Consider the following 20,014-nt stretch of genomic DNA (forward strand, 5'->3'; position numbering starts at 1 on the left):
ATGCATGTTAAACTTGGTCGTCGCCCAAGACCAAGAATAACAACGCATTGGCGGGGCCATTTAAACAGGGGTTAACTATGATTGATAATTCGATTCCTTTGGTGGATCTCCACCGGCATCTCGACGGCAATGTGCGGGTGCAGACCATATGGGAGCTGGGCCATCAGCACGGTATTGCCTTGCCTGCGTCTTCCTTGGACACCCTGGCGCCATTCGTGCAGATCCAGGGCAAAGAGTCCAGCCTGGTGGCTTTCTTGAAAAAGCTGGACTGGATGGTAGCCGTGCTGGCCGATCTGGATGCGGTCAAGCGGGTGGCCTATGAAAACGTGGCCGATGCCGCCCTGTCCGGCTTGGACTATGCAGAGCTGAGATTCAGCCCCTATTACATGGCCATGAACCATAAACTGCCCATCGAAGGTGTGGTGGAAGCGGTTATTGATGGCGTGGCCGCCGGCCTGAAAGACTATCCCCAGGTGAAGATTAAGCTTATCGGCATCATGTCACGTTCTTTCGGTCAGGACGCCTGCACCGCCGAATTGGATGGTTTGCTGGCCCATAAAGACAAGCTGGTGGCCATAGATCTGGCCGGTGATGAGCTGGGCTTCCCCGGCGCCCTTTTTAATGACCATTTTGCGCGGGTTCGCAAGGCGGACCTGCAGATCACAGTTCATGCCGGTGAAGCTGCCGGCCCCGAGAGCATGTGGCAGGCGATTCAGGAACTGGGGGCGACCCGCATCGGCCACGGTGTCAATGCCATTCGCGATCCCAAGCTGATGGAATTCCTGGTGGAAAAACGCATCGGCATTGAGTCATGCCCCACCAGTAACCTGCACACTTCAACGGTCAAGTCCTACCTGGACCATCCGCTGCGCCGCTTTATGGAAGCCGGGGTGCTGATAGGTCTCAATACCGACGATCCCGGTGTCAGCGCCATCGATATAGCCCATGAGTACAAGGTTGTAGCCGAAGAGATGGGTTTCAGTGCCGCCGAGTTGGCCCGTCTGCAGCGCAATGGTGTGGAGATGGCTTTCCTGTCCGACAGCGAACGCAAGGCACTGTACGCCGCCAAGGCCTGACACGCCCATTTATAGACACAAAAAAACCGGCCAATTGGCCGGTTTTTTATTGCCGGGGTTTAGATAACCCGGGAGAACTGTTGCTGACGGGCCTTCTCGCGGAAGTAGACGTCGAAGCACATGCAGATATTGCGGATCAACAGCTGCCCTGTATTGGACACAGTGATCTTGCGGTCCGCTATGCTGACCAGCTTGTCGTCGATAAAGGTCTGCAGCAGCTTGAGATCCTGGGCAAAGTAGTCTTCGAATACCAGGTCAAACTTCTGGTCTATGGTGGCCATGTCCAGTTCGAAGTGACAAATGAGCTGCTTGATCACGGCACGGCGAATTTCATCGTCGGCGTTGAGGTTGCAGCCTTTCCACAGGGCGTGACCCTGGGCATCAATCGCCTCGTAATAGGGACGAATGTCCTTCTGATTCTGGGCATAGCAGTCGCCGATCTGGCTGATTGACGATACGCCGAGACCCAACAGGTCGCACTCTTCCTGGGTGGTGTAACCCTGGAAGTTGCGGTGCAGCTTACCGGCCCGTTGCAGCTTGGCCAGCTCATCATCGGGCTTGGCGAAGTGATCCATACCTATGTATTGGTATCCGGCTTCGGTCAGGGTATTGATGGTCTGCTGCAACATGGTCAGCTTTTGCTGGGGGCCCGGCAGATCTTCATCCCTAATCTTGCGCTGGGCAGCGAAGCGGGACGGCAGGTGGGCGTAGTTGAACACCGACAGACGGTCCGGTGACAGGTCGAGAATGCGTTTAATGGTTTCGGCGAAAGTCTCGGGAGTCTGGTGTGGCAGACCGTAGATCAGATCCACGTTGGTGGACTCAAAGCCCATGGCCTTGGCGCGGTTGATCAGGTCGAAAATAAACTGCTCGTCCTGCTCGCGGTTAACCGCTACCTGTACCTGCTTGTTGAAATCCTGTACCCCAACAGAGATACGGTTGAAGCCGGCCTGTTTCAGGGTGTCGAGCATGGACAGCTCAATCTCACGGGGGTCGACCTCAATGGAGAATTCCCCTTCGGCAGCGAAGTTGAAATGCTGCTTCAGCAGATCGGTCAGGCGCAGTATTTGCTCGGGGCTTAAGAAGGTCGGTGTGCCGCCACCCCAGTGCATTTGGGTCACTGTGTAGTGCTTGAACAGCGGTGCCCGGCTGACAATCTCGTTGGCCAAATACTCTATGTATTGGTCGGCCTTGTGGGCGTGACGAGTGATTACCTTATTACAACCGCAGTAATAACAAAGCTTTGCGCAAAATGGAATGTGTAGATAGAGTGATAACTTATCGCTCTTGCTGTTGGATATGGCCCGCTGCAGATCCTGCTCGGTAAAGGCATCGTTAAACTCCAGCGCCGTTGGATAAGAGGTATAACGTGGACCGCTGTAGTTGTATTTCTCGATCATCGACTGATCCCAACTGATTTGGGTTGGTTGTTTCAAGTCGTGCCCTCCAATTAATTTAGCAATAGGCGAATTATGCGGCTTCGATGGTCAAATAACTTTGATCCATGTTGTAAATTCAAAAATAAGATAGAGAACCATAATGAAAAAAGCGCTGCTCCCCTTATCCCTGATATTACTCAGTGTTCAGGCCCAGGCCCTGACCCTGATCCATGCTGGCCAGATCATAGATGGCCGTTCCGATACCCCCATGCACCAGGCGACCCTGGTGCTGGATGCCAATCTGATCCAGGCCATTGAGCCCGGCTATCGGGCCGCGGCCGAAGGCGATACCGTCATCGACTGGCGTGACGGTACCCTGATGCCTGGCTTTATCGACATGCATACCCATCAGACGTTCAGGGGGGGCGAGGGCGCGTATCTTGAACCTTACACTCTGAATCCGGCCGATGTGGCCCTGCGTGGTGTCTTGTACGGCCAGAAGACCATGAATGCCGGTTTTACCACGGTGCGGGATCTGGGGGACATGGGCAATGCCTCGGTGGCGCTGCGCAATGCCATCAACAAGGGCTGGGTACAGGGGCCAAGGATCTACACCGCTGGCACCAGCATAGCGACAACCGGCGGCCATGCCGATAAAACCAATGGCCGCAATCTGGAGCTGGTGGGCGATCCCGGGCCAAAGGAAGGGGTAATCAATGGTGCGGCCGAGGCCTACAAGGCGGTACGCCAGCGCTATAAGGAAGGAGCCGACCTTATCAAGATCACCGCGACCGGAGGGGTGTTGTCTGTGGCCAAGAGTGGTGAGAATCCCCAGTTCACCGATGAAGAACTCAAAGCGATAGTGGCAGCCGCAAGGGATTATGGCTTTAAGGTGGCTGTGCATGCCCATGGTAAGGAAGGTATACGTCGCGCGATTCTCGCCGGGGTCAACACCATAGAGCACGGTACCTATATGGATAAGGACCTGTTCTCTTTAATGAAAAAACACAATGTTGCCTTGGTGCCCACCCTGATGGCCGGTGAATATGTGACCGAAAAGGCCAAGATTGACGGCTTCTTCCCCGAGTTGGTGCGCCCCAAGGCGGCGGAAATTGGTCCCAAGATCCAGACTACCTTCGCGGCGGCGTACAAGGCCGGGGTGCGTATTGCCTTCGGGACCGATGCCGGGGTGTTTGAGCATGGTGGCAATGCCCGGGAATTCAGTTTGATGGTGGCGGCGGGTATGCCGCCGATGAAGGCGATTCAGTCGGCCACCTCGGTGGCGGCCGAGGTCTTGGGTGAACCCAAAATCGGCATTCTGGAACCGGGCCGCTTTGCCGATGTGGTGGGGGTCAGAGGCAACCCCCTGGAAGATATCCAGCTGTTGGAGCGGGTGTCTTTGGTGATCAAGGACGGCAAGGTGGTCAAGATACCCAGGGGCGAACAAGCGGACTGATGAAAAGGGCGCCGAGGCGCCCTTTTTCAATGGTTGCTGACCTTGAAGTCGCTGAGACGCTTGGCCTCATCCAGTATGGCCTGCTCGAACTCGGCTTCGGACTTCATGCGCTCAAAGTCGAGCCGCATCCGCTCCTGCTTCGGCAGGGCCTGGCGCGCGTCCATGATGGGATGATCCTTGATGCGTTCGAAATGGCTGAACAGCGCCGGATAGTCGGGGCTGACCCTGTCGGTGAGCGACAGCACATCAAACAAGCGGGCTATCCGCACTACACCTTCGGAAATTTCGCAGCGATCTTCGGTCATGGCCAGGGCGATATAACGGATATCCCCCAGCACAGATTCGCGGCGGGTATCGGCCTGCTCCTTGCGTGCCTTGGCTTCTTCAACTTGCTGTTGTTGCTGCTTACGCACCTTCAATAACAGCAAAGTGGCATAGCCTGCCAGGCCCAAAATAATGGCGGCCCCCAGAATGGTCAGCGTCGTCAGCATGCCAGTTTCCCCTATCAGTCTTGCTGGTAGTCTTTCAGTAACTCGGCGCCGGATTCGAATTTCTCCAGCAGATCGTCGTCGCTGCTTGGGCGGCTGGCCGGGGCCTCGTCGATGTCCGCGATACCCAGTTTTTCCATCAGCGCTTCAATCTTGCTGAGCTGCTGATCAAGCCAGCTTTGGTCTTCGGCACTGAGATCGCGACCTTCTTCCAGCATATCCAGCAGGTTGTTGAGGCGCGGATCTTCTTCCAGTGCCAACAGTTTTTGCTCGTCACTGAGTTTGGGTTGTTTGACCTTGGCCTGTGGCTTGCTGTCTGTGAGTGCCAGGGCCACCGGCTTTTTACTGCCGTGGCGTGGGTCGCTGCTGGATTTGCGTCCGCTTCCAGAGGGCGAGGCCTGGTTCAGCATGCCTTCGTTGTGACGGCTGCCTGCCTTGTTGCCGGAGTCACGCTTGCGTTTGCTGCTTGCGACTTCTTCGCTCTTTTTCAGTTTGGGTTTGCGTTTGGGGCCGTTTTCGCCGCCCTTGCGCGTCTTTTTGATACGGGTCATAACATTCTCAGATCAGATGACAGTGTTGGCCTTGGAAAACCGAGTCAGGGCTCAATCAGCAAGGTGCGAAACAAGGTCGCGTGTTATATCAGATCCCGATGCTTTTTGCATCAGAATGAGGTCGTTTCCGGCAAATAATAGCCCAAGGCCACTGGCCGCGGCCAGGTATTCAAAGGTTGCGCGACTGCAGAAGCTGACATGGGCCAGGTTGTTCTTGTGATGCCATTTGGCAAAGTTGTCTTCCCGCTGCAATAAACGGGTGTTGATTGCCAAAAATGCGCCAGGCTTCAGCAGGCGAACCAGCAACTCCCACTCGCGCCCCGGGTTGATGAAGTGCTCAAAGACCCGAAAGCAGCTGACAAAATCATACTGGCATCGCAATAGGTCATGCCTGGGGGCAAGATACACATCGAACTGGCTCAGGCTGTGACCGGCGGCTTCTATTATGGCGAGGCTGCTGGCATCCAAAAGCCGACCGTAGTTGAGACCTTGGAGTCTGGCATCCGTGGTTTTGCTCAATTCCCCCAGCAGCGGCAACAAAAACTGCGACAACTGCTTCTGCTTTATTCCGCCCGGCTCCCGACCATAACGGCGGCGAATCGCTTCGGGGGGCAGGTGACTGCCGACATCCGCAAACACCAGTTCGCAGCGTGGGCAACGAAAATAGCTGCGTTTCTTGTCCTGGTGAAAAAATGCGGCTTCTCTGTGGTGGCACAGGGGGCAGGCTTGCATGGGGTTCGGTCCAACTGACTTCCAGGGGCGGGCACCAGTATAACAAGTTGACGCCCCAAAAGAAAAAAGGCGGCAGTAGGCCTGCCGCCTTAACATCGGTGCCTCAGCACCTTATCCTGATTCCAAGTATCCTTACTTGCTATGTGACTTTCCCGGTCAGATCCATCTTTTTCTTACTGCTTTCCTTGCCGGTATTTCTCGTTATCGGTCTTCCAGACGCTTTCTATTTCGTCCTGCTATCTTCCTGAACACAGCTTCCGTAGATGGTCTTCTATGACACATCCTGTTCCAACCCGTCATCATTGACGTTAACTTTACCATCCATGTAGTAAGACTCTCAGTGAGGCAGTAAGAACAATTCTGCAAAGTTCAAAACTGATTTTTCTGCCCATGCTGACAGTTTTAAGGGTAGTGCTAAACAGCAATTGCCAAACTCGGCGTTTCCCTTATTGGTTTTGACCCGGATCTCAGCGCGAAATCACTACTCATTATTATTATTGGCGAGTGGTCTTAGTAAAGTTATTGTTATTAGTTGACTTTATTCTTATATCTTAAATGTAAACCGTACCGAAACCTGAAAGTTGTTTGAGTGATTTTTGTACTATCAGTTGGGTTCATCCCGGTACGTCGCCAATTAAACCCAAAAGGGTGATCTTTGTCAAGTCTTTATCTTGTCAGTTTACGTTAACGTAAACTTGGGGTGATAAAAAAGGGTGGACATATGCCACCCTCTTATCATCACTCGGTGTTATTTCAGACCGGCAATGTACTTTGACAGTGCTTCGATGTCTGCGTCGGTCAGCTTGCCGGCGATATCCTGCATCATACCGTTCAGATCGTTGGCGCGGGCCTTGGTACGGAATTTGGTCAGCTGGATCTTGATGTAATTGGCATGCTGACCAGTCAGAGATGGGAAACCGGCCAGGTCAGCGCCTTTACCATCGGGACCATGACAGGCCATACAGGCAGTCACACCGCGAGACATATCACCACCTGTGTACAGCTGTTTGCCAAGGGCTGGTACATCTTGTACTTCAATGGCTTGAACTGCTTGAGAGGCGTAAAATGCCGCAACATCTTCTATATCCTGCTGACTCAGAGGCATGGCCATGCCACCCATGATGGGATCCATACGGCCTTCTTTACCACCTGATTTGGCGGCGCTCTGGAAGTCGTGCAGTTGCTTTTCCAGATAGTGAGCGTGTTGACCGGCCAGTTTGGGATACATGTCGATCATGCTGTTGCCATCCATGCCGTGGCAGGCTGAACAGACGAGAGCTTTGGTTTTTCCCGCTTCGGCATTGCCTTCAGCCATTGCAGTGGAAGACATGGCAGCGAGAACAGACAGCGCAAGAGCTAATTTTTTCATAGCGTTCCAACTTCTTGTTAAGATTATTGTCCTGAGCTTACCGGCCTGGCCCGCAAGCGTGGTAAAATACACTGAGTATAGTCGGGCAAATATTTTACACGAAAACCTGTAAAAGTAAGCAAATCTTAAGAAAATATGCCCGATGCCGAATAAATTTTGGAGCCAAATGTGACTCAGACCCGGATTGATTTTCGCCAAACCAAATTTCTTATCAGCGCCCCGGACATAGCGCATCTGGACAAACATCTTCCCGGTGATGTTGGCGTCGAGATAGCCTTCGCCGGTCGCTCTAATGCCGGCAAATCCAGTGCTCTCAATGCCTTGACCGAGCAAAAGAACCTGGCGCGCACCAGTAAAACCCCGGGCCGAACCCAGCTGATCAACGTATTTGCTTTGGATGATCACAGGCGTTTGGTGGATCTGCCCGGTTATGGTTTTGCCCAGGTACCCCTGGCCATGAAGCAAAAATGGCAACATGCGCTGGGAGAATATCTGCAAAAGCGCGCCTGTCTCAGTGGTGTGGTGGTGTTGATGGATATCAGGCATCCACTCAAAGATCTCGATATGCAGATGATCGAATGGGCCGTTGCCAGTGAAATTCCGGTGCTGGCCCTGCTGACCAAGGCCGACAAACTGGCACAGAGTGCGAAGATGAAGACAGTCAATGAGGTGCGCAAGGAGTTGGCCGAGTTCGGTGACTGGGTGCGGGTTGAACCTTTCTCATCGTTGAAGGGTACGGGTAAGCCCAAGGTACTGGCGATTCTGGACGAGTGGTGTCATCCCGAGTGGTTGGAGCAGGCCGAGGAGCCGGATGGCCAGGCTTAAGCTTGCTTGATACGAAAAACGCCGCAACTGCGGCGTTTTTTATTGTCCGCATTCAGCCGGAGCGCAGGCAAAAAAAACGCCGTTGACAGGGTCAGCGGCGATAAAAAAGTTAGCTCTTTGGGGAGAAGCTAAAATTCAACAAGACTCAAGTACCACCAAACTGCGTCTGGATGGCTCTCAATGTCGAAAGCATATCCCGAACCAATCAAAAATTAAAGTATTTGCTCTAAAATATTTTTCAGACATAAAAAAAGCCCCAGCAAATGCTTGCTGGGGCGCCAGTATTTGGCAGTTCACTAGAAGTGAAATAAAGGTCTGAAAGATAGAACATCTTAACCTCTGTACCCTACGCAGAGAATATTACCCCATTTATCTCCAAAGTAAAAACAGTTTTTGTAAAAAAGCGACAATTATGTGAGCCATGACTCAGATGATTGCACTGAAAAGCTGCGTTTTTTGATCTGAAAATTTCTCAAATAGATAAAATATCAATTTCTTAGCGTATTTTTACCGCATGGGCGGCTAAATCTGATCTATTTACAACAAAATACGCTGCGGGCCGCTTTGAGTAAGGGGTGTGTGATTGTTTTGAAAATAGGTTGAGGAGGGCCAGAAACAAAAAAACCGTGCGAGGCACGGCTTTTTGCTGAGAGGGGGCTTAGTGGGCTTGATCCCAGTTGTCGCCGAGACCGGCTTCCGCCAATAGCGGAACATCCAGGTTGGCGGCTGCCGCCATCAGGCTGCAGATCTTGCTCTTCAATGCTTCGGCCTTGTCGGCATCCACCTCAAACACCAGTTCATCGTGTACCTGCATTATCATGCTGATTTCACCTTGGGTCTCGGTGGTTATCCAGTGCTGAATGGCAATCATGGCCTTCTTGATAATGTCGGCGGCCGTGCCCTGCATGGGGGCGTTGATCGCAGCGCGCTCGGCGGCCTGGCGGCGCATGGCGTTGCGATCGCGGATTTCCGGCAAATACAACCGGCGACCAAACAGGGTGCTGACATAGCCCTGTTCTGCGGCGGCGGCTCGGGTTTCCTCCATATACTTGAGCACCCCTGGATAGCGGGCAAAGTAAGTATCTATATAGCTTTGGGCCTCGTTGCGGGGGATGTCGAGCTGACGGGCGAGGCCGAAGGCTGACATGCCGTAAATCAGACCGAAGTTGACCGCTTTGGCGCGGCGGCGTTGCTCCGGGGTCACGGTTTCAAAGGCTACATCAAAGACCTCGGCGGCGGTGGCCCTGTGAATGTCCTTGCCCTCGGCAAAGGCCTTCAGCAGGCCGGGATCCTGGGACAGGTGCGCCATGATCCGCAATTCAATCTGGGAATAGTCGGCGGCCAGGATCAGTTTGCCTGCGGGGGCGATAAAGGCCTGGCGAATACGGCGACCTTCCTCGGTCCGAATGGGAATGTTCTGCAGGTTGGGGTCACTGGACGACAGACGGCCGGTGGCGGCGTTGGCCTGGTGATAGCTGGTGTGTACCCGCCCCGTTTTGCCGTTGATCATCAGCGGCAGCTTGTCCGTATAGGTGCTCTTGAGCTTGGTCAGGCTGCGGTGTTCAAGGATGATTTTCGGCAGGGGATAATCCAGTGCCAGCTCCACCAAGACTTCCTCGGCGGTGGACGGTGCACCCTTGGGCGTCTTCTTCAACACTGGGTAACCCAGTTTGTCAAAGAACAGTTCCTGCAATTGCTTGGTGGACGACAGGTTGAAGGGGCCGCCGGCGATATCGTGGGCCTGCTGTTCAAGCTGATCTATCTTGCGCGCCAGCTCATCGCTTTGCTGTGACAGCAACATGGCATCGATCAATACACCCCGGCGCTCAATGTCTGACAGCACATCGATCAGTGGCAGTTCCAACTCCTTGAACACGCTTGCCAATCCTTGTTCACGTTCCAGTCTTGGCCACAAATGTTGGTGCAGGCGCAGGGTAATATCCGCATCTTCGGCGGCGTAGGGTGCGGCCTGTTCCAGAGCTATCTGGTTGAAGGTCAGCTGTTTGGCACCCTTGCCCGCTATGTCTTCGAAGGCAATATTCTTGTGGCCCAGATACTTGAGTGCCAAGCCATCCATGTCGTGGCGGGAGGCCACAGAGTTGAACACATAGGACTCGAGCATGGTATCAAAGACTACACCCTTGAGTTTGATGCCGGCGTTGGCGAGCACACTCATATCGTACTTGATGTTCTGACCCACCTTATGAACGGCCGGGTCTTCGAGCAGTGGCTTGAGTTTGTCGAGCACCAGCTGGCGCGGCAGTTGCTCAGGGGCGCCGGGATAATCGTGACCAATTGGTAGGTAGGCGGCCTTGCCGACCTCGATGGCGAAGGACAGGCCAACGAGTTCGGCCTGCATGTAGTCGAGACTGGTGGTTTCGGTATCGACCGCAAAGAGTTCCGCCTGGCGCAGGCGCTCCAGCCAGCTGTCCAGTTGCGCTTCGGTCAAGATGGTATCGTACTGAGTGTCAATGACGGGAGCTGGGCCGGCATCCTGTGACGCTTGAGCATCTTGAGTTTGCGCGCCATTTTTGGCGTTTCCTCTGGGACTCTTGTTATCCAGAACTTCTGCCAGCCAACGCTTGAATTCCATTTCGCCGTAGCAGGCAATCAGCTCGTCTCGGTCGGGCTCGGTCAAAGACAGGCTGTGCCAGTCCTGTTCCAGGGTGACGTCTGTCTTAATGGTGGCCAGGCGGTAGGACAGCTCCAGCATCTCGGCATTGTCACGGATCTTGGCCGCCATGGTCTTGGCACCGCGGAACCCCAGTTCGGTAACGCTGTCGGGTTCGGCCAGCAGTTTGCCGACACCACCGGCGCCTGTGAGCATGGCCAGCGCAGTCTTCTCCCCCACACCGGGCAGACCAGGGATGTTGTCGGCCTTGTCGCCCATCAGCGCCAACAGGTCGATAATCAGTTCGGGTCCGACACCAAACTTGGTGGTCACCTCTTCCGGCCCCATTATGGTGTCGGTCATAGTGTTGATCAGCGTGATATGGGGATCGACCAGCTGGGCCATGTCCTTATCACCTGTGCTGATAAGCACGCTGCGGCCCTCGGCGGCGGCCTGCACGGCAATAGTGCCTATCACATCGTCGGCTTCTACGCCGGGAATGCACAGCAGTGGCAGGCCCAAGGCTTTGATAATGCGGTGCAAAGGCGCAATCTGGCTACGCAGATCGTCCGGCATCGGCGGTCTGTGGGCCTTATATTCGGTGTACATCTCATTGCGGAAGGTCGGTCCCTTGGCGTCAAAGACCACCGCCATCTGGCTGGGCTGGTAGCGGGACAGCAAACTGCGCAGCATATTAACCACACCGTAAACGGCACCCGTGGCTTCACCCTTGGAGTTGGTCAGGTGTGGCGGGGCATAATAGGCGCGATACAGGTAGGAAGAACCATCCACCAGGATGAGTGGGTCGTGGGCTATTTCTGGCATAAAAGAGTGCCTTTGCTGTCCTTGAAATCTTGGTGGCTAAGGATGCCACATCCCTTGAAGATCGGCCACCGCCAAAAGCCCACAGCCTGTGGATAAGTCTGTGAGCTAAAAAGGTCAACAATGTGAGAAGGTTATGAATACTACCGAAGGGTTCATGCTTAACTTGTTGAAAACCAGTGTTTTTATTTTTTATTGTGATTTATCTTGCAATTCCGCCGAATCTTCCTGATTTGTGGATTTCTTTGTTGGTTGTTTTTATCTGGCTCTGCGGCCATGCTATCGGCATAGGGTCCAAATTACCGATGAACTAACTTAGCATGATTTTTAATCAGATCAATCGAAATGTGATCTGTTTGTTAAAACTAAATGACATAAGAGGGACGTTTTTATGAAAAATATCGCAGTGCTGTTGGCGGGATGCGGCGTTTATGACGGCAGTGAAATTCATGAGGCGGTGTTGACCCTGCTGACCCTGTCCCAGGCCGGGGTACATTACCAATGCTTTGCGCCCAATATTGAGCAAATGCACGTGGTAAATCACCTGACCGGCGAGGTGGTTCAGGGTGAACGCCGTAACGTATTGCAGGAGGCGGCGCGTATCGCCCGCGGTAACATCAAGGCGACCCAGGCGCTGGACATCGACAAGTTTGATGCGCTGATCATCCCGGGTGGCTTCGGGGCGGCCAAGAACCTGTGCAACTTTGCCATCAAGGGCGCTGACTGTGAGGTGGCACCCGAGGTGACCGGCTTTATCGGTGCCTTCCGTGATGCCGGCAAGCCCGTGGGCTTTATCTGCATTTCACCCGTGATGATCCCGAAACTATATGGCGCTGGCGCCCAGGGCACCATAGGCACAGATGAAGGTACGGCCACAGCCTTTACCGCCATGGGCGGTGAGCATCACAGGGCCTGTGTGGATGAAATAGTGGTGGATGAGAAACGCAAAATAGTCAGCACCCCAGCCTATATGTTGGCGGACTCTATCGCCGAGGCACAGAGCGGCATAGATAAGCTGGTGCATAAGGTGCTGGCCCTGGCTTAAGCTCCAATCAGGGTTTGCGACTGTCGAGCCAACCCTGACCCAAACCTATGACCAGGCCGGCGAGGTGCGCCCCGTTGGCCATGGACATACCCAGTACATCGAAAAAGCCCAGCAGCATCCACAGCAGCATAAAGCCCATGTATGCCGGTGGCAGTCCAATACCGGCTTGTGGTTTCTTTATTCCCATTACCCAGGTGTAACCCGCCACGGCATAGACCACGCCGGACAAACCACCGAAATTGGGGCCGGTCAACAGGTATTGGGCCAGATTGGGCAGGGTGCCCGCGACGAGTAAAAGCAGCAGCAGTGGCCCCGTACCCAGCCGGGTCTCTATCTTACCGCCCAGATACCACCACCAGAGCAGGTTGAAACTGATGTGCATCAGCGAGAAGTGCATCAGGGTAGGGGTAAACAGGCGCCAGACCTCGGCATGACCGTTGGAGACAGCGCCGAAAAAGCTCAGCAGACTGTAGGTTTGCTGGCCCAGTCCCAGTTGCATGGCGCCGTAGACCAAGATGCAAAGGGCGAACACCAGCAAGGTCACCGGACCTGCGCCGGTCAGGAAACGGCTGAACAATGCCAGTGCGGGGGCTCCGTAATCCAGGCCTGCGTGCATATCGCCGTGTTCCCAGGAGGCTTGCAAGTATTTGGCATCGTAGGGATGGCTGATGAAGTGGTCGAATTCAGCCTTGGCGCGGGAATAATCCTGCTCCCGCTCGACGCTGACAATGACGCCGTGCTCCGCCTGTTGAATACGGCAAGACACGCCCTGGCCGCGCAGATAATCCACCAGGGCCTGGGCGGCGCGGGGATTGGGCAGGCGGCCGATTTCCATCAGATGTGTGCCAGGTGCCAGGCGCTGTAACCGCCGTCGAGGCTGAAAACCTGGTCGAAACCCTGCTCGGCCAGGTAGGCCGCGGCGTTCTGGCTGCTGATACCGTGGTAGCACACCACCACCAGGGGCTTGTCCATGTCGGATTCGGCGATAAAGCGGGCCAGGTTTTCATTGCTGAGGTTGACCGAGCCTTCGATATGGCTACTGCCATAACTCTGGGCATCGCGAATATCGGCGATTTGAACTTGATCGCCGTGGTCGGCGCGCATGTGGATGAGCTCGTTAACGCTCAGGTGCTTAAAGCTGGACATGATGAAATCCGGGGTATTGATCAATAGCTATAGTGTGCAACAGGGTGCTGCAATCTGTACAGCACCCTGTTGAAGCGGGTTAATCCCAGCTGAGGATAACCTTGCCGGACTGGCCGGAGCGCATGGCGTCGAAGCCCTGCTGGAAGTCATCCACCTTGTAGTGGTGGGTGATGATGGGGGACAGATCCAAACCCGATTGCAGCAGGCTGGCCATCTTGTACCAGGTCTCGAACATTTCACGGCCGTAGATGCCCTTGATGATCAAGCCCTTGAAGATGACCTTGCTCCAGTCGATGGCCATTTCACCGCCGGGAATACCCAGCATGGCAATCTTGCCGCCGTGGTTCATGGTGTCGAGCATGGCGTGGAAGGCCGCAGGCACACCGGACATTTCCAGGCCCACGTCGAAGCCTTCGGTCATGCCCAGGTCCTTCATCACGTCCCTGAGATTTTCCTTGGCCACGTTGACCGCGCGGGTGGCGCCCATTTTACGGGCCAGCTCCAGACGGTATTCGTTGACGTCGGTGATCACCACATGACGGGCACCCACGTGACGGCATACGGCAGCGGCCATGATACCTATGGGGCCGGCACCCGTGATCAGCACATCTTCTCCCACCAGATCGAACGACAGGGCTGTGTGCACCGCGTTGCCGAAGGGGTCGAAGATGGCGGCCAGGTCGTCGCTGATGTCATCGGGGATCTTGAAGGCGTTAAAGGCCGGGATCACCAGATATTCGGCGAAGGAACCTTCGCGGTTCACACCCACGCCGGTGGTGTTGCGGCACAGATGGGTGCGGCCGGCGCGGCAGTTACGGCAGTGACCACAGGTGATATGGCCTTCGCCTGAAACCCTGTCGCCAATCTTGAAGCCGCGGACTTCCTGTCCGATACCGACCACTTCGCCCACGTATTCGTGACCGACCACCATGGGCACGGGAATGGTCTTTTGTGACCATTCGTCCCAGTTATAGATATGCACGTCGGTACCGCAGATGGCGGTTTTGCGGATCTTGATCAGCAGATCGTTATGGCCCATTTCCGGCTTGGGGGCGTCCACCATCCAGATGCCTTCTTCGGGCTTGAGTTTGCTCAGTGCTTTCATTGTTTTGCTCCCGGAAAGGGCATCAGATGATGCCCATCTCCTTGCCGATACGGGTAAAGGCCTCGATGGCCTTGTCCAGCTGCGCCTTGGTGTGGGCGGCGGACATTTGGGTACGGATCCGCGCCTGTCCCTTGGGAACCACTGGGAAGGAGAAGCCGATCACATAGATATTTTCTGCCAGCAGGCGATTGGAGAAGTCGGCAGCCAGTTTGGCGTCACCCAGCATCACGGGGATGATGGCGTGATCGGCGCCGGCCAGGGTGAAACCCGCGGCTGACATTTTTTCACGGAAGTAACGGCTGTTTTCCCATACGGATTCACGCAGCTCCTGACCGTCCTTGAGCATTTCCAGCACCCGTATAGAGGCGGACACAATGGAGGGGGCCAGGGAGTTGGAGAACAAATAAGGGCGTGAACGCTGACGCAGCCAGTCGATCACTTCTTTCTTAGCCGCGGTGAAACCGCCGGAAGCGCCACCCAGGGCCTTGCCCAAGGTGCCTGTGATGATGTCGACCCGGCCCATCACGTCACAGTACTCGTGGGTACCGCGACCATTGTGGCCGATGAAACCAACGGCATGGGAGTCATCCACCATCACCAGGGCGCCGTACTTGTCGGCCAGATCGCAAACACCTTTGAGGTTGGCAATCACGCCGTCCATGGAGAATACGCCGTCGGTGGCGATCAGAATATGACGACAACCGGCATCGCGGGCGGCGATCAGTTGGGTTTCCAAATCGGCCATGTCGTTGTTGGCGTAGCGGAAACGCTTGGCCTTACACAAACGCACGCCGTCAATGATGGAGGCGTGGTTGAGGGCGTCCGACACTATGGCGTCTTCGGCACCCAGCAGGGTTTCGAACAGGCCTGCGTTGGCGTCGAAGCAGGAGGAATAGAGTATGGTGTCTTCCATGCCCAGGAATTCGGACAGGCTGGCTTCCAGCTGTTTGTGTATGTCCTGGGTGCCACAGATAAAGCGCACTGAGGCCATACCGAAACCATGATCGGCCAGGCCCTGCTGGGCAGCCTTGATCAGTTCCGGGTGGTTGGCGAGACCCAGGTAGTTATTGGCGCAGAAGTTGATCACTTCGGCGTTATTTACCTTGATGGCCGTTTGCTGGGGCGAAACTATGACGCGCTCGCTTTTATACAGGCCTTCGGCCTTAACTTCGGCGAGTTGCTGATTAATCTGCTCGTAGAATGAGGGTGATGCCACTTGTCTCTCCTTAGTTAACTTTATTCTGTTTCTTGGAGTGGCGGCATTCTACCCTTAAACCAAATCGCCCGGCAGCTTTTTTTAGCAGCGTGTAGGCCGGATAAATTAGTTTAGGGCTGGCAGGGGTTTCGCATTAAAAAATCTAATCCTTGGCCTGCGATTGACCGCCTCGGATCCATTTGATTGTAGTCGCGGGCGGCACTAAATGTCACCCGCGGTCTACATCAGTTGGCTTGGGCCAGATAGTGTTGCTCCAGCCGGTCAAAGGTGGAGCGGGACTGTGGGGTTGAATAAGCGCGGAAGATCATCAGCACCCGTAACAGGCCCTCGTACAGGGAGGCTTTATTGATACTGGCAATGCTGGATTGGGTCAGCTTGTAACTTATCCAGAAACTGACCAGCATCTTAATGGTATCGGCCAGCTCTACTTCCTTGCCGGGCTCGATGGCCAGGAAGCCCTCTTGGTTCAGCTGCCTGAGAATATGGCTGGAGTGCTGCAATACCTGTTGCTGGGCCTTGAGATAGCGCTGTTTGAGCTGTTCGTCTCGGCTGAGAATATCCGCCAGGTTGGCGTACATAAAACGGAACTGCCACATGGTATAGAAGATGGCATCGAAATAGCCCATCAGCAGTTCCAGGGTGATCTGCTCACCTTCATAGGGTTTGAAGCCCGAGCCCAGGTGGCTTTCGTACATGTCGAAGATGCTGCGGATGATGTCTTCTTTATTACGGAAATGGTAATAAAGGTTGCCGGGACTGATATCCATGTGGGCGGCGATATGATTGGTGGTGATGTTGCGTTCGCCATGCTCGTTGAACAGTTCCAGGCTGGCATGGATTATCTTGTCACGGGTTTTCATGTAGGTCCTGTTGTTATATGGGCAATCCGCGTTCCGGCGAGTCACTGGCCGCCGATGACAGACCTGATGACAGGCTTAGTTCGGCAGCCGGATTATGTTAGCATTGCCCCAATTCATCAGGCAAAACTCATTTAAGCGCCGGATCTTATGAATCGTTTGCTCTATTCGCTGCTCTTGTACCTGCTATCGCCCTTGTTACTTCTGTACCTGGCTCTGAGAGCCAGTCGCAGTGCCGACTATCGGGGCCGCTGGGCCGAGCGTTTCGGCCTGGCCACTCTGCAGCCCTGTGATCTGTTAATTCACTCGGTCTCCATGGGCGAAACCCTGGCGGCCCTGCCCTTGATCCGTGCCATCCTGGCAAAACAACCGGGTATCAGAATTACCGTAACCACCACCAGCCCCACGGGGTCGGCCGAAGTGGTTAAGGCCCTGGGCGCTCAGGTGCAGCATTGTTATCTGCCCTTTGATTTACCCTGGTGCGTGGCTCGCTTTCTCAGGGCCCTGAATGCCAGCGAGCTTATCATCATGGAAACCGAGCTGTGGCCAAACCTCATTCATTTGGCCAAGGCCAGGGGCATGAAAGTTCAGCTGGCCAATGCCAGGTTGTCGGCCAAGTCGGCGACCAGCTATCACAAGTGGCACAGGCTGACCGGCCCCATGTTGGCGAGCATTGACCGCATCGCGGTGCAAACCCAGATTGAAGCCGAGCGCTTTCAGGCCCTTGGGGTAGCAGCGCAGCGTATTGCGGTTTGCGGCAGCCTCAAATTTGATCTGCAGATAGACGAGAGCCGCCGAGAACAGGCCAGACAACTGCGACAGCAGTGGGGCAGGGAAACTGATCCTGTCTGGGTTGCCGGCAGTGTCCATCCGGGGGAGTTTGCTGCGGTATTGGCCGCCCATAAGGCCCTGTTGACCCGGTTTCCGCAAGCCTTGCTGATATTTGTCCCCCGCCATCCGGAGCAATTCGTTGCGGCAGCCCAGGCCATTAGCGATACGGGATTGAGTCTGGCCAGACGCAGCGCCAAAGAAGCACCGATCCCCGGAGTACAGGTATTGCTTGGAGATACCATGGGTGAGCTGCTGACCTGGTATGGTGTCGCCTCAATTTATAAGGGGGCTGCCTTTGTCGGCGGAACCCTGATACACAGTGGCGGTCACAACCCGCTGGAACCCGCGGCCATGGGCTTACCGGTCGCACTTGGGCCCAATCATTGGGATTTCACCGAAATCAGCCGCTTACTGCAACTGGCAGGAAATCTGACCTTGGTGCAAGATGGGGAAGCTCTGGGTGATTTATTATCGCTTTGGTTCACCGATGAGCCGGCGCGAGCCACAGCCGGCGCAGCGGGCTTGGCCGTAGTCGAGCAGAATCGGGGGGCACAGGAGAGGCAATTGGCCTGGTTGAGCCAAGAGTGAAGTCAGCCCTGAGCCAAGAGCTAAGTTAGCCAAGAGCGAGTTAAGCGCCAGGGTGACCGGCTCAGCCTTGGCCCATGCCCGCCTGATAGCCTGCCAACAGCTGTTGCCAATTCTCAGGGCTGAAATGTAACCCAGCTTGTTTGCCTTTCTCCTTGTTGAAGGAGCGCAGCAGCCTGTCTAAGTTGCTCTGCTGCCACTGACTTGCCGGCGTTCTGAGTTCACCCCGATCAAAATCAATCAGATAGAACTCGCCGTTTCCTATCAGGATATTCTTGGCGTTGAGATCGGCATGATAAACGCCGCGGCGATGGAAGCGGGCCAGGGTGCTACCCAACTGACACCACTGTTCAGCTGTCATGGGATGTTGTTCGAGGAAGGCCACCAGATCGACACAGTCTTCGATGCGTTCTATTAAAATATCGGCGCTGTACCACAGACCTTTTCTGATAATCCTCGCCGCAATGGGCTTGGGTACCGGCAGACCTTCGCTGTAGAGCTGTTCCAACAGTCTCAGTTCCGCCAGGGCGCGTGTACGCTCCAATCCGGTGTAGAAGTACGCATCCTTACTGAACTTTTCCATCAGGCCGCCACGCCAATAATGGCGCAGCACCCAGTCGCTTTGGCTTTGCGGCGGCCTGAAAAACCAGGTGGTATAGCGACCAAAGGAGCTGCCGCTGATCCTGTCCTGTGCTTGCCAGTACTCGGAATGGAACCATTCACCGGTCAAGGATTCGGGCGCAGCTGCGGCCAGGGCCAGTGTTGTTGCGGAACTTTTCCTGAGTCTCATGGGGTAAATCTAATCCGAAGCGTGGAACCTGGCGCCATTCTACATTAAGATCGCCGCTTTGTACCCCAGCGTCCCGGAAGCCCATGAGCCTCAATCCAGATCAGATCCAAACCCTGTGCCTGCTGCGTTTGTCAGCCATAGGTGATGTCTGCCACGCCGTGGCCATGGTGCAGGCCATACAGAGACGTCATCCCGCCATCGCCATTACCTGGGTGATAGGCAAGGTGGAGTATCAGTTGCTGAAACACCTGCCTGGCATCGAATTTGTGATCTTCGACAAGTCCAAAGGTTGGAAGTCCTACGGGGAATTGCTGCGGGCCTTGAAGGGCCGAAAATTCGATGTGCTGCTTCACATGCAGGTGGCACTGCGGGCCACAATAGCTTCCATGATGATCTCCGCCAAGGTGCGTATCGGTTTTGACCGGGCCCGCGCCAAGGAAGGTCAGTGGTTGGTAACCAATGACAGCATAGCGCCCCAATACCAACCTCACGTGTTGGACGGCTTTATGGGATTCGCTGCCAAGCTCGGGGTCACCGATTTGACTCCGAGTTGGAACATACCTATTCCCCAGGCTGATGAAGAATTTGCCGCCAGGTTGATTGCACCGGGCGAGCGGGTGCTGGCAATCTGCGCTGCTGCCAGCAAGGCCGAACGCAACTGGTTGCCGGAGCGTTACGCCGCCGTGGCAGACTATGCGGTATCCAAGGGATTCAGGGTGTTGCTCTGCGGCGGTCCCAGCGCCATGGAAAAGCGGCTCGCCGCTGATATTCAGCAAAATTGTAAAGCTGAGATAACCAATCTTGTTGGAAAGACCTCTTTGGTTCACCTTCTAGCGATATTACGCCGAGCCAGCCTGGTGCTGGCGCCGGATACCGGCCCGGCACACATGGCGGTGACCCAAGGCACACCCGTGATAGGTTTGTATGCCCACTCTAACCCAGGCCGTACCGGCCCCTACACCTGCCGCGACTATGTGGTCAGCGTGTATGACCAAGCCATGGCGGAGCAGTATCCCGACAGGCAAATGCCCTGGGGCACCCGAGCCAAGGGAGAGCATTTGATGGCTATGATAGATGTGGCTACGGTTTGCCGGATGATTGATAAGCTCTTAAGCGCCAGGGAGCTATGA

General features: G+C 55.0%; 18 protein-coding genes. 6 read left to right on the top strand and 12 right to left on the bottom strand.

Annotated elements, in window-relative coordinates:
- The first annotated feature begins 77 nt into the window (after positions 1-77).
- On the top strand, positions 78-1,076 hold the full coding sequence (gene add / locus JYB85_RS00465; protein WP_207325121.1) for an adenosine deaminase: 999 nt from the start codon (positions 78-80) through the stop codon (positions 1,074-1,076).
- A 59-nt stretch (positions 1,077-1,135) separates the two neighbouring features.
- Here the strand turns inward: add and hemN are convergent, their stop codons facing one another.
- Positions 1,136-2,476, bottom strand: a complete 1,341-nt coding sequence (gene hemN, locus JYB85_RS00470) for an oxygen-independent coproporphyrinogen III oxidase (protein ID WP_228289728.1) — start codon at positions 2,474-2,476, stop codon at positions 1,136-1,138.
- A 139-nt stretch (positions 2,477-2,615) separates the two neighbouring features.
- On the opposite strand from hemN, the gene JYB85_RS00475 reads away from it, so the two are divergent.
- Positions 2,616-3,911 (top strand): metal-dependent hydrolase family protein, encoded by a 1,296-nt coding sequence (locus tag JYB85_RS00475; protein WP_207380604.1) that lies wholly within the window; start codon positions 2,616-2,618, stop codon positions 3,909-3,911.
- A 26-nt stretch (positions 3,912-3,937) separates the two neighbouring features.
- Here the strand turns inward: JYB85_RS00475 and JYB85_RS00480 are convergent, their stop codons facing one another.
- From JYB85_RS00480 to JYB85_RS00495, 4 genes are all read right to left on the bottom strand, one after another.
- Positions 3,938-4,402, bottom strand: coding sequence for a DUF2489 domain-containing protein (locus JYB85_RS00480; RefSeq protein WP_207380605.1), 465 nt, complete (start codon positions 4,400-4,402; stop codon positions 3,938-3,940).
- Between the two features lie 14 nt (positions 4,403-4,416).
- Entirely contained in the window at positions 4,417-4,950 is a 534-nt protein-coding gene (gene yihI, locus JYB85_RS00485) for a Der GTPase-activating protein YihI (protein ID WP_207380606.1), read from the bottom strand.
- Positions 4,951-5,001: 51 nt separating this feature from the next.
- Complete coding sequence (locus JYB85_RS00490; RefSeq protein ID WP_207380607.1) at positions 5,002-5,682, bottom strand: methyltransferase domain-containing protein; 681 nt, start codon at positions 5,680-5,682, stop codon at positions 5,002-5,004.
- Between the two features lie 748 nt (positions 5,683-6,430).
- Positions 6,431-7,051, bottom strand: a complete 621-nt coding sequence (locus JYB85_RS00495) for a c-type cytochrome (RefSeq protein WP_207380608.1) — start codon at positions 7,049-7,051, stop codon at positions 6,431-6,433.
- Between the two features lie 168 nt (positions 7,052-7,219).
- Here JYB85_RS00495 and yihA point away from each other — a divergent pair, with 168 nt between their 5' ends.
- Positions 7,220-7,876, top strand: a complete 657-nt coding sequence (yihA, locus tag JYB85_RS00500) for a ribosome biogenesis GTP-binding protein YihA/YsxC (protein ID WP_207380609.1) — start codon at positions 7,220-7,222, stop codon at positions 7,874-7,876.
- A 658-nt stretch (positions 7,877-8,534) separates the two neighbouring features.
- Here the strand turns inward: yihA and polA are convergent.
- The gene (gene polA, locus JYB85_RS00505; RefSeq protein ID WP_207380610.1) at positions 8,535-11,312 is read right to left on the bottom strand and encodes a DNA polymerase I; all 2,778 of its coding nucleotides are present in this window, start codon (positions 11,310-11,312) and stop codon (positions 8,535-8,537) included.
- Between the two features lie 388 nt (positions 11,313-11,700).
- Between polA and elbB the strand changes: the two genes are divergently transcribed.
- On the top strand, positions 11,701-12,354 hold the full coding sequence (elbB, locus tag JYB85_RS00510; protein WP_207380611.1) for an isoprenoid biosynthesis glyoxalase ElbB: 654 nt from the start codon (positions 11,701-11,703) through the stop codon (positions 12,352-12,354).
- A 7-nt stretch (positions 12,355-12,361) separates the two neighbouring features.
- On the opposite strand, the gene glpG is transcribed toward elbB, so the two are convergent.
- The 5 genes from glpG to JYB85_RS00535 all read right to left on the bottom strand — a co-directional run bounded on the left by glpG (position 12,362) and on the right by JYB85_RS00535 (position 16,681).
- The gene (glpG, locus tag JYB85_RS00515) at positions 12,362-13,192 is read right to left on the bottom strand and encodes a rhomboid family intramembrane serine protease GlpG (protein WP_207381938.1); all 831 of its coding nucleotides are present in this window, start codon (positions 13,190-13,192) and stop codon (positions 12,362-12,364) included.
- On the bottom strand, positions 13,189-13,500 hold the full coding sequence (gene glpE, locus JYB85_RS00520) for a thiosulfate sulfurtransferase GlpE (RefSeq protein ID WP_207325126.1): 312 nt from the start codon (positions 13,498-13,500) through the stop codon (positions 13,189-13,191). Before glpE ends, glpG begins: the two co-directional genes overlap by 4 nt.
- Positions 13,501-13,579: 79 nt before the next feature.
- Complete coding sequence (gene tdh / locus JYB85_RS00525) at positions 13,580-14,605, bottom strand: L-threonine 3-dehydrogenase (protein WP_207321531.1); 1,026 nt, start codon at positions 14,603-14,605, stop codon at positions 13,580-13,582.
- A gap of 22 nt (positions 14,606-14,627) precedes the next feature.
- Positions 14,628-15,821: a glycine C-acetyltransferase gene (locus tag JYB85_RS00530; protein WP_207380612.1), complete on the bottom strand. Its 1,194-nt coding sequence runs from the start codon at positions 15,819-15,821 to the stop codon at positions 14,628-14,630.
- A 224-nt stretch (positions 15,822-16,045) separates the two neighbouring features.
- Positions 16,046-16,681: a TetR/AcrR family transcriptional regulator gene (locus JYB85_RS00535; RefSeq protein ID WP_207380613.1), complete on the bottom strand. Its 636-nt coding sequence runs from the start codon at positions 16,679-16,681 to the stop codon at positions 16,046-16,048.
- A gap of 147 nt (positions 16,682-16,828) precedes the next feature.
- Here JYB85_RS00535 and waaA point away from each other — a divergent pair, with 147 nt between their 5' ends.
- On the top strand, positions 16,829-18,097 hold the full coding sequence (gene waaA, locus JYB85_RS00540) for a lipid IV(A) 3-deoxy-D-manno-octulosonic acid transferase (protein WP_207380614.1): 1,269 nt from the start codon (positions 16,829-16,831) through the stop codon (positions 18,095-18,097).
- A 61-nt stretch (positions 18,098-18,158) separates the two neighbouring features.
- Here waaA and JYB85_RS00545 read toward each other — a convergent pair whose 3' ends face one another.
- Positions 18,159-18,884: a 3-deoxy-D-manno-octulosonic acid kinase gene (locus JYB85_RS00545; protein WP_207380615.1), complete on the bottom strand. Its 726-nt coding sequence runs from the start codon at positions 18,882-18,884 to the stop codon at positions 18,159-18,161.
- An 83-nt stretch (positions 18,885-18,967) separates the two neighbouring features.
- On the opposite strand from JYB85_RS00545, the gene JYB85_RS00550 reads away from it, so the two are divergent.
- The gene (locus JYB85_RS00550) at positions 18,968-20,014 is read left to right on the top strand and encodes a glycosyltransferase family 9 protein (RefSeq protein ID WP_207380616.1); all 1,047 of its coding nucleotides are present in this window, start codon (positions 18,968-18,970) and stop codon (positions 20,012-20,014) included.

It is taken from the genome of Shewanella sedimentimangrovi, assembly GCF_017354965.1.
Classification (GTDB): Bacteria; Pseudomonadota; Gammaproteobacteria; order Enterobacterales; family Shewanellaceae; genus Shewanella; species Shewanella cyperi.

Excerpts from the sequence above, each read along its gene's own strand:
- add (WP_207325121.1), top strand. The coding sequence starts at position 78 with ATGATTGATAATTCGATTCCTTTGGTGGATCTCCACCGGCATCTCGAC.
- hemN (WP_228289728.1), bottom strand. The coding sequence starts at position 2,476 with ATGATCGAGAAATACAACTACAGCGGTCCACGTTATACCTCTTATCCA.
- JYB85_RS00475 (WP_207380604.1), top strand. The coding sequence starts at position 2,616 with ATGAAAAAAGCGCTGCTCCCCTTATCCCTGATATTACTCAGTGTTCAG.
- JYB85_RS00480 (WP_207380605.1), bottom strand. The coding sequence starts at position 4,402 with ATGCTGACGACGCTGACCATTCTGGGGGCCGCCATTATTTTGGGCCTG.
- yihI (WP_207380606.1), bottom strand. The coding sequence starts at position 4,950 with ATGACCCGTATCAAAAAGACGCGCAAGGGCGGCGAAAACGGCCCCAAA.
- JYB85_RS00490 (WP_207380607.1), bottom strand. The coding sequence starts at position 5,682 with ATGCAAGCCTGCCCCCTGTGCCACCACAGAGAAGCCGCATTTTTTCAC.
- JYB85_RS00495 (WP_207380608.1), bottom strand. The coding sequence starts at position 7,051 with ATGAAAAAATTAGCTCTTGCGCTGTCTGTTCTCGCTGCCATGTCTTCC.
- polA (WP_207380610.1), bottom strand. The coding sequence starts at position 11,312 with ATGCCAGAAATAGCCCACGACCCACTCATCCTGGTGGATGGTTCTTCC.
- elbB (WP_207380611.1), top strand. The coding sequence starts at position 11,701 with ATGAAAAATATCGCAGTGCTGTTGGCGGGATGCGGCGTTTATGACGGC.
- glpE (WP_207325126.1), bottom strand. The coding sequence starts at position 13,500 with ATGTCCAGCTTTAAGCACCTGAGCGTTAACGAGCTCATCCACATGCGC.
- tdh (WP_207321531.1), bottom strand. The coding sequence starts at position 14,605 with ATGAAAGCACTGAGCAAACTCAAGCCCGAAGAAGGCATCTGGATGGTG.
- JYB85_RS00535 (WP_207380613.1), bottom strand. The coding sequence starts at position 16,681 with ATGAAAACCCGTGACAAGATAATCCATGCCAGCCTGGAACTGTTCAAC.
- waaA (WP_207380614.1), top strand. The coding sequence starts at position 16,829 with ATGAATCGTTTGCTCTATTCGCTGCTCTTGTACCTGCTATCGCCCTTG.
- JYB85_RS00545 (WP_207380615.1), bottom strand. The coding sequence starts at position 18,884 with ATGAGACTCAGGAAAAGTTCCGCAACAACACTGGCCCTGGCCGCAGCT.
- JYB85_RS00550 (WP_207380616.1), top strand. The coding sequence starts at position 18,968 with ATGAGCCTCAATCCAGATCAGATCCAAACCCTGTGCCTGCTGCGTTTG.